We start from the raw sequence: 15,965 nt of genomic DNA, 5'->3' as shown, positions 1-15,965 counted from the left end.
GGTGGTGGCGCAGCAGCAGGTGACCGCCCACGACGGCGATGCCTCGCGCGGCCTGAGCCTGTTCGCCAACTTCACCGTGCATGACCAGGCGACCAACAGCATCGACAACTACCAGCAGGCCGGCATGGTCTACAAAGGCCTGTTCGATGCGCGGCCCAAGGACGACATCGGCCTGGCGGTGGCGCGTATCCACATCAACGACGACGTGACCAGGCACCAGAAGCAGATCAACGCGGTGTCCGGTATCGACGACTACGACAACCCGCTGTTCCAGCCGGTGCAGCACAGCGAGTACGACGCCGAGCTGTACTACGGGGTGCACGTCACCAACTGGCTGACCGTGCGGCCGAACCTGCAGTACATCAAGCATCCTGGCGGCGTCTACGAGGTGGACAACGCCCTGGTCGCCGGGCTGAAGATCCAGTCCAGCTTCTGAACCGCCACGCCATCAGCAGAAGGCCCCGGCCCGTTCCCGGGGCAAGGAGCAGGAACCCCAGCATGCCCCCGCGTTTTCTCCCGCTCGCCCTGCTGCAGCCGTCGCTGCTGCTCTGGGGGCTGAGCGCCAGCCACGCCGCCGGCGCCGAGGACAGCGCCGTGCCCGCCGACGAGGTGTTCGCCCCGATGGTCGTCACCGGCACCTACGCGCCGGTGTCCAGCTTCGACCTGCCGTTCTCCATCGACACCGTGCAGCAGCCGCGGATCGGCGACGGCCAGCTCGGCGTGAACCTCTCCGAGGTGCTGCCGCGGGTGCCCGGCCTGGTGGTGCAGAACCGCCAGAACTACGCCCAGGACCTGCAGATTTCCTCGCGCGGCTACGGCGCCCGCTCGGCCTTCGGCATCCGCGGGCTGAAGCTGCTCAGCGACGGCATCCCGGCCAGCACCCCCGACGGCCAGGGCCAGGCGGCCACCCTTAACCTCGACGTCGCCGAGCGCATCGAAGTGCTCCGCGGCCCGGCCTCGACCCTCTACGGCAGCAACGCCGGCGGGGTGATCCAGATGTTCAGCCGCGACGGTGCCGGCCCGCCCAGGGTGGGCGCCGAGACCACCTTCGGCAGCGACGGCTTCAACAAGAACCACCTCTACGCCGAGGGCGGCAACGACAAGGCCGGCTTCCTCCTCGACGCCTCGCGCATGGACACCGACGGCTACCGCGACCACAGCGCCGCGCGCCGCGACCAGACCTTCGCCAAGCTCAACTTCAGGCCCGACGACGACAGCCGCCTGGCGCTGATCTACAGCAGCCTGGAGCAGAACGGCACCCAGGACCCGCTGGGCCAGACCTGGGATGCCTACAAGCACGACCCGCGCTCGGTAGCGTCGGTGGCCGAGACCTACAACACGCGCAAGAGCATCGACCACCAGCAGGTGGGCATGAACTACGAGCGCTACTTCGGCGATGCCACCCTGCAGTTCAACCTCTACGCCGGCCAGCGCAGCGTCATCCAGTACCTGTCGATCCCCAGGGGCGTGGTCTCCAACACCCAGCGCGGCGGCGGCGTGGTGGACTTCGACCGCGAGTTCCATGGCGGCACCCTGCGCTGGATCCAGCCGGTGCAGGGGGTGCCCGGCGAACTGACCGTCACCACCGGGGTGGACTACGACCGCAGCCGCGACGACCGCCACGGCTACCAGAACTACAGCGGCGACCTGCTGGGGGTGAAGGGCGAGCTGCGCCGCGACGAGGACGACACCGCCACCAGCCTCGACCCCTACGTGCAGGCGCGCTGGGAGCTGGGCGACTGGACCTTCGACGCCGGCCTGCGCCACAGCACCATGAAGATGGAGGTGGACGACCGCTACCTGGCCAACGGCGATTCCAGCGGCTCGAAGAAGTACCAGAAGAACACCCCGTCGCTGTCGGTGATGTACGCCTTCACCCCCGAGCTGCACGGCTACGTCAGCGCCGGCAAGGGCTTCGAGACGCCGACCCAGGCCGAGATGGCCTACGCCCCGGGCCTGGTGGAAAGCTTCAACTTCGGCCTCGACCCGGCCACCAGCACCCAGTACGAGCTGGGCCTGAAGGCCAAGGTCGGCGGCAACACTCGGATCAACGCAGCGGTCTTCGAAATCCGCACCGACGACGAAATCGTCGTCGCCAGCTCCACCGGCGGCCGCACCAGCTACCAGAACGCCGGCAAGACCCTGCGCCGCGGTTTCGAACTGGGCGTGCAGAGCCAGCTCAACGAACAGTGGGACGCGACCCTCGCCTACACCCGCCTGGAGGCCACCTACGACCAGGACTTCGTCGAGGGCGGCAGCACCATCGAGAAGGGCAACCACCTGCCCGGCGTGCCCGGCAGCAGCCTCTACGGCGAGCTGGTGTGGAAGCCGCGCCAGGACATCAGCATGGGCTTCGAGGGGCAGTACCGCAGCAAGGTCTATGTTGAAGACAGCAACGAGGACAAGCCGGCGCCCAGCTACGCGGTGTTCAACTGGCGCACGCGCTTCGAACAGCGCTACGGCCCCTGGACGTTCCACCAACTGCTGCGCCTGGACAACCTGTTGGACCGCCAGTACGTCGGCTCGGTCATCGTCGGCGACAGCAACGGCCGCTACTACGAGGCCGCCCCGGGGCGCTCCTGGTACGCCGGCGCTGGCCTCGAATACCAGTTCTGAACCCAAGCAGTACCCGCTCACTGAAAGACTGAAGGAGAACACGCATGAGCACTGACGGTGCGTTTGGCAGGCCACGCCTGCTGCCGAGCCTGCTCGGACTATTGCTGCTGCTGATGGGCCTGGCCCTGCTGGCCGGCGGCGTCAAGCTGCTGAGCCTGGGCGGCTCGCTCTACTACCTGGTGGCCGGCGTGGTGCTGGTCGCCACCGGCGTATTGCTGCTGCTCGGCCGCGCCGCCGCCATCGGCCTGTACGCGCTGTTCCTGCTGGGCAGCACCCTGTGGGCCTGGTACGAAGTGGGCCTGGACTGGTGGCAGCTGGTGCCGCGCCTGGCGCTGTGGTTCGTGCTCGGCATCGTCCTGCTGCTGCCCTGGCTGCGCCGCCCGCTGCTGGCCGCGGGCCCCGCGCCCAAGGCCACCGCGCTGCTGGGCCTGGCCGTGGTGCTGGCCGGCGCCAGCGCCATCGCCTCGCAGTTCACCAACCCGGGCCGCATCGAAGGGCGCATCGACCGCGCCAGCGCCGGCGTGCCCAACGCCGCCCCGGCCCAGCCCGAGGGCGACTGGCAGGCCTACGGGCGCACCGCCTTCGGCGACCGTTACTCGCCGCTCACGCAGATCAACCCGGACAACGTCCACCAGTTGAAGCTGGCCTGGACCTTCCGCACCGGCGACCTGCCCGGCCCGAACGACCCGGGCGAGACCACCGCGGAAAACACCCCGCTGAAGGTCAACGGCAAGCTCTACGTGTGCACCCCGCACAGCCAGGTGATCGCCCTGGACCCGGACACCGGCAAGGAACTCTGGCGCTTCGATCCCAAGCTGAGCACGCAGAACGCGGCCAACTTCAAGGGTTGGGCGCACATGACCTGCCGCGGCGTGGCCTACCACGATGAAGCCGCCTACGCCGCCAAGGCCGCCGACGGCACTACCGTCGCCAGCCCGGCGCCGGCCGCCGGCAGTTGCCCGAAACGCCTGTTCGTGCCCACCGCCGACACCCGCCTGATCGCCCTCGACGCCGACACCGGCAAGGTCTGCGAAGGCTTCGGCAACAAGGGCGAGATCGACCTGCGCGCCAACATCGGCAGCTTCACTGCCGGCGGCTACTACTCCACCTCGCCGCCGGCGGTGACCCGCGACCTGGTGATCATCGGCGGCCACGTCACCGACAACGTCTCCACCGACGAGCCCTCCGGGGTGATCCGCGCCTACGATGTGCGCGACGGCCACCTGGTGTGGAACTGGGACAGCGGCAACCCCGAGGCCACCGCGCCCATCGCCGCCGACAAGACCTACACCCGCAACTCGCCGAACATGTGGTCGGTGGCCAGCGTCGACGAGAAGCTCGGCCTGGTCTACCTGCCCATGGGCAACCAGATGCCCGACCAGTGGGGCGGCAACCGCACCCCCGAGGCCGAGAAGTTCAGCGCCGGCGTCACCGCCCTGGACATCGACACCGGCAAGGTCCGCTGGACCCACCAGTTCACCCACCACGACCTGTGGGACATGGACGTGGGCGGCCAGCCGACCCTGGTCGACCTGAAGACCGCCGACGGCATCAGGCCGGCGCTGCTGGCCTCGACCAAGCAGGGCAGTATCTACGTGCTCGACCGCCGCACCGGCGAGGCCATAGTGCCGATCAACGAAACCCCGGTGCCCCAGGGCGCGGTGGAAGGCGACCACACCGCGCCAACGCAGCCGATGTCCGAACTGAACTTCATGCCCACCACCCTGCAGGAGAAGGACATGTGGGGCGTGACGCCGTTCGACCAGATGCTCTGCCGCCTGGACTTCAAGTCGCTGCGCTACGAGGGCATCTACACCCCGCCGTCGCTGCAGGGCTCGCTGGTGTTCCCGGGCAACTTCGGGGTGTTCGACTGGGGCGGCGTATCGGTCGACCCGGTGCGTCAGATCATGTTCGTCAACCCCGACTACATGGCCTTCAAGTCCACGCTGGTGCCGAGCGAGGAAGTCGCCGGGGGCCCTGCGCGCAAGAGCGAGACCGAGGGCGTGCAGCCCAACGCCGGCGCGCCCTACGGCGTGATCATGGCGCCCTTCCTGTCGCCCGTCGGCCTGCCGTGCCAGGCCCCGGCCTGGGGCTACGTGGCGGCGGTCGACCTGACCACCCACAAGGTGATCTGGAAACACAAGAACGGCACCGTGCGCGACAGCTCGCCGGTCCCGCTGCCGCTGACCATGGGCGTGCCCAGCCTCGGCGGTCCGATCACCACCGCCAGCGGCCTGGGCTTCCTCAGCGGCACCCTGGACCAGTACCTGCGCGCCTACGACCTGCGCGACGGCAAGGTCCTCTGGGAAGGCCGCCTGCCAGCCGGCGCCCAGACCACCCCGATGACCTACACCGGCAAGGACGGCAAGCAGTACGTGCTGGTCATGGCGGGTGGGCATGGTTCCCTCGGCACCCGCCAGGGCGACTACGTGATGGCCTTCGCGCTGCCGGATTGAGGGCACGGGCGCGGCAATGAAAAACGCCCGCGGAGAGATCCGCGGGTGTTTTCGTTTGGGGTGCCGGTAGAGCCCGTTTGCGAGTGGGCCGGATGCGGTGGTGCATCGGATTGACTCCGTTCCCTCTCCCCAGCCCTCTCCCTGAAGGGAGAGGGAGCTTGCCCGAGCCGAGAGAAGGCTTGGCTTCAGCTGGAAACTCTTGGCGTTGCCGGCTAGCACCAGAACACCCAACCCTGCCCAACGGTCCCCTCTCCCTTCAGGGAGAGGGAGCTTGCCCGAGCCGAGAGAAGGCTTGGCTTCAGTTGGAAACTCTTGGCGTTGCCGGCTCGCACCAGAACACCCAACCCTGCCCAACGGTCCCCTCTCCCTTCAGGGAGAGGGAGCTTGCCCGAGCCGAGAGAAGGCTTGGCTTCAGCTGGAAACTTGTGGCGTTGCCGGCTCGCACCAGAACACCCAACCCTGCCCAACGGTCCCTCTCCCTTCAGGGAGAGGGAGCTTGCCCGAGTCGAGAGAAGGCTTGGCTTCAGCCGGAAACTCTTGGCGTTGCCGGCTAGCACCAGAACACCCAACCCTGCCCAACGGTCCCCTCTCCCTTCAGGGAGAGGGTTAGGGAGAGGGGCAGTGGTGAACCGATGCACCACCGCATCCGGTCCACTCGCCAACAAGCTCTTTGCGGGAAGGCCATAGGCCTCACTTCTCGCTTCCTTGGTGCGGCGTAGGGCGCATAACCGTTCGCGGTTATCAGCCGCTACCACTGCGCCTGCGTCGCCAGGCCGATCAGTTCGCGCAGCCCGCCGATGCCCAGCTTGCGGTACAGGCGCTTGACGTAGGTGGCGGCGCTGGAGGGGCGTACGCCCAGTTGCGTGGCGATGGCGTCGGTGTCGGCGCCGGTCAGCATCAGGCGCAGCAGTGTCTGTTCGCGCAGGGTCAGGCCCGGCTGGCGGGCGGTTACGCGTTCGGCCAGCAGCAGGGGGAGTTCGTTGGCCTGCAGCCAGGCCTGGTAGTGCAGGCGCACGGCCTGGATCAGCAGCGGCGCGAGGGTTTGCAGGTAGTCCATCTCGCGGGCGGAGAAGTGCCCGTGCTCGCGGCCGCGGTAGAAGTTCAGCGACAGCCAGCGTTCGTTCTCGCAGTGCGTCAGCAGGGCCACGCGCTCGCTGATGCGCGGCTGCTCGTAGCACACGCGGCGGTATTCGGGGTGGGCGATGTCGTCGATGCCCTGGCGCTGCACCAGGATGCGCTCGGCCGGGCCGCCGTGGGCCATGGCCTGCTGGTTGCCGTCCTGGCTGTAGAAGCGTTCGGCGTAGTTGTGGGAGATGCGCGGCAGCGCCACATCGCGGGCGCGGTCGGCGAAGGAGAACACCTGCGGGTTGCGCCGCGGCGCGTAGGCGAAGATGGTGCACTGCGCCAGGGGCACGCCGGGGCCGATCAGCTGCAGCAGGTCGGCGGCCAGGGTGCGGCTGCGGTTGCCGCCGACGCGGGCGAACAGGCTGGCGGCGTGGCCGAGGTTCAGGCTGTGCTCGACGCTGCCGGCGCGCAGGGGCCAGTACTGCATCGCGACATCCCTCCGGGGTTCTGGTGGTTGCGGGCGCCGGCCACTGTAGCACCCCGGCCGCCGTCGTGGCGGACCGGGGATCGGCCGGGCTCAGAGGTCCAGCAGGGCGGCCTCGGTCAGTTCGGCGAAGCGCGCGGGGTCGGCCAGGGCCTCGGCGGCGAGCAGCGCCAGCTTGACCAGGAACAGCTCGCGCTGCCCCTCGGGCGCGCGGTCCAGGGTGTCGGCCAGTTGCTCGTAGACGGTTTCCAGCCCGGCGATGGTCAGTGTCTGCATGGTGGCTTCCTCAGGCGTTGCCCAGTGCGGTGTGGATGGCCCGGCCCAGCGCGGCGCCGCTCAATTGCCGCCAGCGCGCGCAGACGTGCTGGTCGGGGCGCGCCAGGTAGGCGCAGCCCGGTTGCGCGCCGTATTTGTCGCGCAGGTGGCCGTCGGCGTCGGCGAGGCTGAGGTCGGCGCCGTCCACCGCGTCGGCCGCGCCGATGGCCAGGATGCGCAGCGGGATGCCGCGCTCGCGCAGGGCCGCGGCCTGGGCCCGGAGGTCCCCGGGCAGTTCGCCGGCTTCGGTGAAGTACAGCAGGTGGAAGGCGGCGCCCAGGTGGTCGAACAGGTAGTCGTCCTCGCCCAGGCGGATGTTCGGCAGCGGCGCGCCCTGGCGCGGGCCGGCGGGGAACTGCGCATCGTCGTCGTCGCGGCAGTTCAGCGGCGAGTCGGCGTAGTCGTGGGGCCGCGAGGTGCGCCAGTGGTACAGCGGGCGGACGAAGGCCTGGCTCAGCGACAGCGACAGCACGGCGTCGCGCACCAGGCGCTGGCCGGGCGTGGGCGGGGTCATGAAGCGGGTGCTCTTGCCGGCCTCGGCGATGATCTCCCGCGCCGCGCCGACGCGCTCGTGGCTGTAGGAGGGCAGCAGCGCCGGGCCGGCCAGGCCCTTGAGCGCCAGGGCCAGTTTCCAGGCCAGGTCGTTGCAGTCCTGGAAGCCGGTGTTGGCCCCGCGCACGCCGAAGATCGGCAGCAGGTGCGCGGCGTCGCCGGTGAAGATGACCCGCTGCTGGATGTAGTCCGGCAGGGTCAGCGCGCGGGCGGAGTACACCGAGCACCAGTCCAGCTCCCACTGCGGCTCCCGCACGCCCACCAGGGCCAGCTGCGCGTCGATGCGTGCGCGCAGCGACTCGGGCGCCAGGGCCTGCTCCGGCGTCTCGCCGGCCGGCAGCTGGTAGTCGATGCGCCAGATGTCGCCGGGCTCGCGGTGCATCAGCACGGTGTTGCCGGGGTTCCACGGCGGGTCGAAGAAGGCCAGGCGCTCGGTGGGCAGGTCGAGGCGGATGCGGATGTCGGCGATCACGAAGCGGCCCTCGTAGGCCGCGCCTTCGAGCTTCAGCCCGAGCAGCCCGCGCAGGGCCGAGCGCGCCCCGTCGGCGGCGATCACCCACTGGCCTTCCAGGGCGTAGGGGCCGGCGGGGGTGTCCACTTCCAGGCGCGCATGGTCCGCGGCCTGGGCGAGGGCGGTCACCTTGTTGCCCCAGCGCAGCTCGATCAGCGGGTTGGCCTGGGCGGCCTCCAGCAGGTACTGCTCCAGGCAGGGCTGCTGCAGGTTGGTCATGGGGGCGAAGCGGTCGTCCGCGTCCTGCGGCGCTTCCATGCGGAACACCAGTTGGTTGCGGTAGAAGGAGTTGCCGAAGCGCCAGCCCAGCCCGGCCGCGGTCACCCGGTCGGCCACGCCCACCTGCTGGAGGATTTCCATCGAGCGGCGGGTGAAGACGATGGCGCGGCTGCCCTCGCTGACTTGCTGCTCGGCCTCGAGCAGCACCGAGGGGACGCCGTAGCGGGCCAGGTCCAGCGCGGTGGCCAGGCCGATGGGCCCGGCGCCGACGATGACCACGGCATGCCGCTCGGCCTGCGCGGCGCCCACGGCGGCGGTGAAGGCGGGGTGGACCTGGTAGTCGAAATACAGCGAGCGCCGGGGCTCGGCGGAAGGGCAGTGCATCGCGGTGCGTCTCCGGGATTATTGTGCTTGTGGGCGGATTCGCCGACGACTCTAATCCCCGCGCGCGGCCGGGATGTCCCCGCAAGGGGACAACTTGCGCCGCGCCCCGCGAGCCTCTTCCTGAACGGGCGTTGTGGAATTCTCGCGGAACCTGTCTACGCTCAGTTCTTGCACCGAAATGGTGCCACGATAACGAAAGCAGCAACATCAACCGTGATTGGCCTGGGTGCAATGTCGTGGGTTGTGGACCGGTAGCCGCCGGTCATCGGGAATTGCCGCAGGCCTGCAGAGCAAGCGCCATTCGAGGCGCTCGCCAGGGACTGCGTGCGCATGGTTACGACCGCTCCCGCCCGGGACCAGTACCGGGCACTCGGCTTGTCGACGCTGGCGTTCACCCTTTGCTTCGCCGTGTGGACGCTGTTCTCCATCCTCGGTCTGCAGATCAAGGACGAGTACGGGTTGTCCGACACCCAGCTCGGCCTGCTGATGGCCACGCCGGTGCTGACCGGCTCGGTCTCGCGGATCTTCCTCGGCCTGTGGACCGACCGCTACGGCGGGCGCTGGGTGTTCGGCCTGCTGATGCTGACCTCGGCGCTGTGCGTCTACCTGCTGACCTTCGCCGGCAACTTCTACACGCTGCTGCTGGCGGCGCTGGGCGTGGGCCTGGCCGGCGGCGGCTTCATCGTCGGCACGGCCTACACCTCCGCCTGGTTCGAGCCGGGGCGCCAGGGCACCGCGCTGGGCATCTTCGGCGCCGGCAACGTCGGCGCCGGCATCACCAACTTCGCCGCGCCCTTCCTGCTGCTGGCCCTGGGCTGGCGTGGCGCCGCCCTGGTGTACGCCGCGGTGCTGGCGGCCATGGGCGTGGCCTTCCTGCTGCTGGCCAAGTCCGACCCGCAGAGCGAGTCGCGCAGGAACCAGCCGGTCCCGCTGGCCGAGCAGCTGGCGCCGCTGGCGGAACTGCGCGTATGGCGCTTCTCGCTGTACTACTTCTTCGTCTTCGGCGCCTTCGTCGCCCTGGCCCTGTGGCTGCCGCACTACCTGATGCAGGTGTTCGGCCTGGGCCTGGCCAGCGCCGGGGTGATAGCCGCGCTGTACACGGTGCCGGCGTCGCTGTTCCGCATCCTTGGCGGCTGGCTGTCCGACCGCTACGGCGCGCGCCGGGTGATGTACTGGACCCTCGGCATGTCGGTGCTGTGCACCTTCCTGCTCAGCTACCCGCCGACCCGCTACACGGTCACCGGGGTGCGCGGCGACATCGAGTTCGCCCTGCACATGAGCCTGGCCGGCTTCATCCTGCTGATCGTGGTGCTGGGCTTCTTCATGTCCCTGGGCAAGGCCGCGGTGTTCAAGCACATCCCCAGCTACTACCCGCAGCACGTGGGCGTGGTGGGCGGCCTGGTGGGCATGATCGGCGGCCTCGGCGGCTTCTTCCTGCCGCTGACCTTCGGCATGCTCAACGACGTGCTGGGCGTGTGGCAGAGCTGCTTCATGCTGCTGTTCCTGATCGCCGCCGGCGCCCTGGCGTGGATGCACTACGCCATCCGCATGGCCGAGCGCGTGGAGTGGGCAGAGCGGCGCGAGACCCGCGACCTGCCGGAACTGTCCACCCCCAGCAGCTTCGTGCTGCTGGACTGGCACCCGGAGGACGCCGCGTTCTGGGAGGCCAGGGGCAAGCGCATCGCCACGCGCAACCTGTGGATCTCCATCCCCAACCTGCTGCTGGCCTTCGCCATCTGGATGGTCTGGTCGGTGGTGGTGGCCAAGCTGCCGCTGGCCGGCTTCGGCTACACGGCCAACCAGCTGTTCTGGCTGGCGGCGCTGCCCGGGCTGTCGGGCGCCACCCTGCGCATCTTCTACAGCTTCATGGTGCCGATCTTCGGCGGCCGGCGCTGGACCGCGCTGTCCACCGCCTCGCTGCTGGTGCCGGCGCTGTGGATCGGCTTCGCCGTGCAGAACCCGAACACGCCCTACCTGATCATGCTGATCCTCGCCCTGCTGTGCGGCCTGGGCGGCGGCAACTTCTCTTCCAGCATGGCCAACATCTCGTTCTTCTTCCCCAAACAGGCCAAGGGAGCGGCCATGGGCCTGAACGCCGGGCTGGGCAACCTGGGCGTGAGCGTCATGCAGTTCCTGGTGCCGCTGGCGATCACCCTGGCGGTGTTCGGCGGCCTGGGCGGCGAGCCGCAGGTGACCGCCGCCGGCACCCCGCTGTGGCTGCAGAACGCCGGCTTCATCTGGGTGCCGTTCATCATCGCCGCGACCCTCGCCGCCTGGTTCGGGATGAACGACATCGCCAGCGCCAAATCCTCGTTCAGCGACCAGCTGGCGATCTTCAAGCGCAAGCACACCTGGCTGATGAGCGTGCTCTACACCGGCACCTTCGGCAGCTTCATCGGCTTCTCCGCCGGCTTCCCGCTGCTGGCCGGGCACCTGTTCCCGCAGGTCGACGTGCTGCGCTTCGCCTTCCTCGGCCCGCTGATCGGCGCCTTGAGCCGCGCCTTCTCCGGCGGCCTGGCCGACCGCTTCGGCGGCGGGCGCATCAGCCTCTGGGTGTTCGTCGCCATGGCCGCGTGCGTCGGCGGCGTGCTGTTCTTCATCGGTATCAAGGACCAGCCGGGGGCCTTCTGGGGCTTCCTGGCCATGTTCCTGCTGCTGTTCTTCTTCTCCGGGGTCGGCAACGCCAGCACCACGCAGATGATCCCGGCGATCTTCCGCATCCAGACGCCGCGCCTGTTCCCCGGGCTGCCCGCCGAGCAGCAGGCGCTGCAGAGCGAGAAGGAGTCCGCCGCCGCGGTGGGCTTCATCTCGGCGGTGGCGGCCTACGGCGGCTTCTTCATCCCGAAGTCGTTCGGCAGTTCGTTCGACCTGACCGGTGGGCCGGAGTGGGCGCTCTACGGCTTCATCGTCTTCTACGCCCTGTGCATCGTGGTGACCTGGTTCTACTACACCCGCCGTAACGCCGAGGTGAGCTGCTAGCCGCCCGGCCCGCGCCGAGGAGGAGAGAAATGAGTTACTTCATCGACCGCCTGCGCTACCTGGTCAAACGCCCGCCGGCATTCGCCGGCGGCCACGGCGAGACCCGCGACGAGAGCCGCGCCTGGGAGGACGGCTACCGGCAGCGCTGGCAGTTCGACAAGATCGCCCGCTCCACCCACGGGGTGAACTGCACCGGCTCGTGCAGCTGGAAGATCTACGTGAAGAACGGCCTGGTCACCTGGGAGACGCAGCAGACCGACTACCCGCGCACCCGCCCGGACCTGCCCAACCACGAGCCGCGCGGCTGCCCGCGCGGGGCCAGCTACTCCTGGTACCTGTACAGCGCCAACCGGCTGAAATACCCGCTGGTGCGCAAGGCGCTGATCCAGCTGTGGCGCGAGGCGCTGGCCAGCCATGCCGATCCGGTGCTGGCCTGGGCGAGCATCGTCGAGGACCCGCAGAAGGCGAAGCAGTACAAGTCCATCCGCGGCCGCGGCGGCTTCGTGCGCAGCGACTGGGACGAACTGCAGACGCTGGTCGCCGCGGCCAACGTCTACACGGTGAAGACCTATGGCCCGGACCGCGTCGCCGGCTTCTCGCCGATCCCGGCCATGTCCATGGTCAGCTACGCCTCGGGCACCCGCTACCTGTCGCTGATCGGCGGGGTATGCCTGAGCTTCTATGACTGGTACTGCGACCTGCCTCCCGCCTCGCCGCAGGTGTGGGGCGAGCAGACCGACGTGCCCGAGTCCGCCGACTGGTACAACTCCGGCTACCTCATCGCCTGGGGCAGCAACGTGCCGCAGACGCGCACCCCCGACGCGCACTTCTTCACCGAGGTGCGCTACAAGGGCACCAAGACCGTGGCCATCACCCCGGACTACGCGGAAATCTCCAAGCTCTGCGACGAGTGGATGAGCGCCAAGCAGGGCACCGACGCGGCCCTGGCCATCGCCATGGGCCAGGTGATCTTCAGGGAATTCCACCTGGAGAACCCGCGGAGCTATTTCACCGACTACGCGCGCCGCTACACCGACCTGCCGATCCTGGTGGAGCTGGAGCCGCGCGCCGAAGGCGGCCTGGTCCCCGGCAAGCAGCTGCGCGCCAGCGACTTCGCCGACAACCTGGCCCAGGCCAACAACCCCGAGTGGAAGACCCTGGCCTGGGACGAGGCCGGCGAGCGCCTGGTGGTGCCGCGCGGCTCCATCGGCTTCCGCTGGGGCGAGTCCGGCCACTGGAACCTGGAGCCGGTGGACGCCGAGGGCCGCGAGGTGCGCCTGGCGCTGTCGCTGCTGGGCCGCCACGACGAGGTGGCGCGGGTGGCCTTCCCGTACTTCGGCGGCATCGAGCGCAAGCACTTCCCCAACGTGCCGTTGCGCGAGGTGCTCTACCACCATGTGCCGGCCAAGCGCCTGCAACTGGCCGACGGCCGCGAGGTGCTGGCGGCCAGCGTGTTCGACCTGATGGCCGCCAACTACGGCATCGACCGCGGCCTGCAGCCCACCGTGGGCGGCGCCGGCGAGGACGACGGCGCCAGCGACTACGGCCAGCTCAAGCCCTACACCCCGGCCTGGCAGGAGGCGATCACCGGGGTGCCGGCGGCGCAGATGATCCGCATTGCCCGCGAGTTCGCCGAGAACGCCGACAAGACCCACGGCCGCTCCATGATCATCGTCGGCGCCGGGATGAACCACTGGTACCACATGGACATGAACTACCGCGGGCTGATCAACATGCTGATCCTCTGCGGCTGCATCGGCCAGAGCGGCGGCGGCTGGTCGCACTACGTCGGCCAGGAGAAGCTGCGCCCGCAGACCGGCTGGACGCCCCTGGCCTTCGCCCTGGACTGGCACCGCCCGCCGCGGCACATGAACGGCACCTCGTTCTTCTACAACCACTCCAGCCAGTGGCGCTACGAGAAGCTGGAGGTGAAGGAGCTGCTCTCGCCCCTGGCTCGGCCGCAGGACTTCAGCGGCAGCCTGGTGGACTTCAACGTGCGCGCCGAGCGCATGGGCTGGCTGCCCTCGGCGCCGCAGCTGGGCACCAACCCGCTGCGCCTGGCCGCCGCGGCCCAGGCCGCCGGCAAGAGCACCGCCGACTACGTGGTGGAACAGCTCAGGAGCGGCCAGCTGCGCTTCGCCAGCGAAGACCCGGACAACCCGCAGAACCACCCGCGCAACCTGTTCGTCTGGCGCTCCAACCTGCTCGGCAGCTCGGGCAAGGGCCACGAGTACATGCTCAAGTACCTGCTGGGCACCAGGAACGGCGTGCTCGGCAAGGACCTGGGCGAGGCCGGCAAGCAGAAGCCCGAAGAGGTGCTGTGGAAGGACGAGCCCATCGAGGGCAAGCTCGACCTGCTGGTGACCCTGGACTTCCGCATGTCCACCACCTGCCTGTACTCCGACGTGGTGCTGCCGACGGCGACCTGGTACGAGAAGGACGACCTCAACACCTCGGACATGCATCCCTTCATCCACCCGCTCACCGCCGCCACCGACCCGGCCTGGGAAGCGCGCAGCGACTGGCAGATCTACGACGGCATCGCCCGCGCCTTCTCGCGCCTGTGCGTCGGCCACCTGGGCGAGGAAACCGACCTGGTGACCCTGCCGCTGCAGCACGACAGCCCCGGCGAACTGGCCCAGGCGCAGGTGCGCGACTGGAAGAAGGGCGAGTGCGAGCCCATCCCCGGCAAGACCATGCCCTCGCTGATCGAGGTCAAGCGCAACTACCCCGAGACCTACGAGCGCTTCAGCTCCATCGGCCCGCTGCTGGACACCCTGGGCAACGGCGGCAAGGGCATCGCCTGGCAGACCCAGGAAGAGGTCGAGCTGCTCGGCAAGCTCAACTACCGCAAGCTCGACGGTTCCGCCGAAGGGCGGCCGCGGCTGGCCTCGGCGGTGGACGCGGCGGAGATGATCCTCACCCTGGCCCCGGAAACCAACGGCCAGGTGGCGGTCAAGGCCTGGGCCGCGCTGTCGAAGATCACCGGGCGCGACCACACCCACCTGGCGCGGCCCAAGCAGGAAGAGAAGATCCGCTTCCGCGACCTGGTGGCGCAGCCGCGCAAGATCATCTCCAGCCCCACCTGGTCGGGCCTGGAGGACGAGCACGTGAGCTACAACGCCTGCTACACCAACGTCCACGAGCTGATCCCCTGGCGCACCCTGACCGGCCGCCAGCAGTTCTACCAGGACCACCCCTGGATGCGCGCCTTCGGCGAGAGCCTGATGGTCTACCGCCCGCCCATCGACACCAAGGCCGCGGCCAGCGTCGCCGAGCCGCGCAGCAACGGCAACCCGGAGATCGCCTTGAACTGGCTGACGCCGCACCAGAAGTGGGGCATCCACTCCACCTACAGCGACAACCTGCTGATGCAGACGCTGTCGCGCGGCGGGCCCATCGTCTGGATCAGCGAGGACGACGCGCGCGCCATCGGCGTGGTCGACAACGACTGGATCGAACTCTACAACGCCAACGGCGCCATCGCCGCGCGGGCGGTGGTCAGCCAGCGGGTGCGCCCGGGCATGGCGATGATGTACCACGCCCAGGAGCGCATCCTCAACGTGCCCGGCTCCGAGCTCACCGGCACCCGCGGCGGCATCCACAACTCGGTGACGCGGGTGTGCCCCAAGCCGACCCACATGATCGGCGGCTACGCCCAGCTGTCCTACGGCTTCAACTACTACGGCACCGTTGGCTCCAACCGCGACGAGTTCGTCATCGTGCGCAAGATGAAACGCATCGACTGGCTCGACGGCGAAGGCAACGACTACCAGCAGGAGGCGGTGAAATGAAGATCCGTTCCCAGGTCGGCATGGTCCTGAACCTCGACAAGTGCATCGGCTGCCACACCTGCTCGGTCACCTGCAAGAACGTCTGGACCAGCCGCGAAGGCATCGAGTACGCCTGGTACAACAACGTCGAGACCAAGCCCGGCATCGGCTACCCCAAGGAATGGGAGAACCAGAAGAAGTGGAACGGCGGCTGGGTGCGCAACGCCGACGGCTCCATCAACCCGCGCATCGGCGGCAAGTGGCGGGTGCTGGCGAACATCTTCGCCAACCCCGACCTGCCGCAGATCGACGACTACTACGAACCCTTCACCTTCGACTACCAGCACCTGCACAGCGCCGCCCAGGGCGAGCACCAGCCGGTGGCGCGGCCGCGCTCGCTGATCAGCGGGCTGCGCATGGACAAGGTGGAGTGGGGGCCGAACTGGGAGGAACTGCTGGGCACCGAGTTCGCCAAGCGGCGCAAGGACATCAACTTCGAGCAGGTCCAGGCCGACATCTACGGCCAGTTCGAGAACACCTTCATGATGTACCTGCCGCGCCTGTGCGAGCACTGCCTGAACCCGGCGTGCGTGGCCTCGTGCCCCAGCGGG

8 protein-coding genes and 1 pseudogene are annotated in these 15,965 nt (G+C 69.0%); 6 read left to right on the top strand and 3 right to left on the bottom strand.

Features of this window, described 5'->3' with window-relative positions; translation table 11 throughout:
- The 3 genes from DK254_RS18880 to DK254_RS18870 all read left to right on the top strand — a co-directional run.
- The coding region (locus tag DK254_RS18880; RefSeq protein WP_177412095.1) for a carbohydrate porin at positions 1–436 on the top strand (436 nt) is incomplete at its 5' end.
- 62 nt (positions 437–498) lie between these two features.
- The gene (locus DK254_RS18875) at positions 499–2,616 is read left to right on the top strand and encodes a TonB-dependent receptor (protein ID WP_109935001.1); all 2,118 of its coding nucleotides are present in this window, start codon (positions 499–501) and stop codon (positions 2,614–2,616) included.
- A 44-nt stretch (positions 2,617–2,660) separates the two neighbouring features.
- Positions 2,661–5,072: a glucose/quinate/shikimate family membrane-bound PQQ-dependent dehydrogenase gene (locus tag DK254_RS18870; protein ID WP_109935000.1), complete on the top strand. Its 2,412-nt coding sequence runs from the start codon at positions 2,661–2,663 to the stop codon at positions 5,070–5,072.
- A 748-nt stretch (positions 5,073–5,820) separates the two neighbouring features.
- Here DK254_RS18870 and DK254_RS18865 read toward each other — a convergent pair.
- From DK254_RS18865 to DK254_RS18855, 3 genes are all read right to left on the bottom strand, one after another.
- Complete coding sequence (locus tag DK254_RS18865) at positions 5,821–6,624, bottom strand: helix-turn-helix transcriptional regulator (protein ID WP_109934999.1); 804 nt, start codon at positions 6,622–6,624, stop codon at positions 5,821–5,823.
- A gap of 90 nt (positions 6,625–6,714) precedes the next feature.
- A complete protein-coding gene (locus tag DK254_RS18860; protein ID WP_109934998.1) occupies positions 6,715–6,897 on the bottom strand; it encodes a DUF2783 domain-containing protein in 183 nt (60 codons plus the stop codon).
- 10 nt (positions 6,898–6,907) lie between these two features.
- Entirely contained in the window at positions 6,908–8,602 is a 1,695-nt protein-coding gene (locus DK254_RS18855) for an FAD-dependent monooxygenase (protein ID WP_109934997.1), read from the bottom strand.
- A gap of 330 nt (positions 8,603–8,932) precedes the next feature.
- Here DK254_RS18855 and DK254_RS18850 point away from each other — a divergent pair, with 330 nt between their 5' ends.
- The 3 genes and pseudogenes from DK254_RS18850 to narH all read left to right on the top strand — a co-directional run.
- Positions 8,933–11,581: an MFS transporter gene (locus tag DK254_RS18850; RefSeq protein WP_109934996.1), complete on the top strand. Its 2,649-nt coding sequence runs from the start codon at positions 8,933–8,935 to the stop codon at positions 11,579–11,581.
- Between the two features lie 29 nt (positions 11,582–11,610).
- Complete coding sequence (locus tag DK254_RS18845) at positions 11,611–15,375, top strand: nitrate reductase subunit alpha (RefSeq protein WP_109934995.1); 3,765 nt, start codon at positions 11,611–11,613, stop codon at positions 15,373–15,375.
- Positions 15,372–15,965, top strand: a pseudogene (narH, locus tag DK254_RS18840) (nitrate reductase subunit beta); the annotation flags it as partial. The gene DK254_RS18845 and the pseudogene narH, both read left to right, overlap by 4 nt.

The organism is Pseudomonas sp. RW407, assembly GCF_003176655.1.
Lineage (GTDB): Bacteria > Pseudomonadota > Gammaproteobacteria > Pseudomonadales > Pseudomonadaceae > Pseudomonas > Pseudomonas delhiensis.
This window is presented reverse-complemented; position numbering and strand designations above follow the sequence as displayed.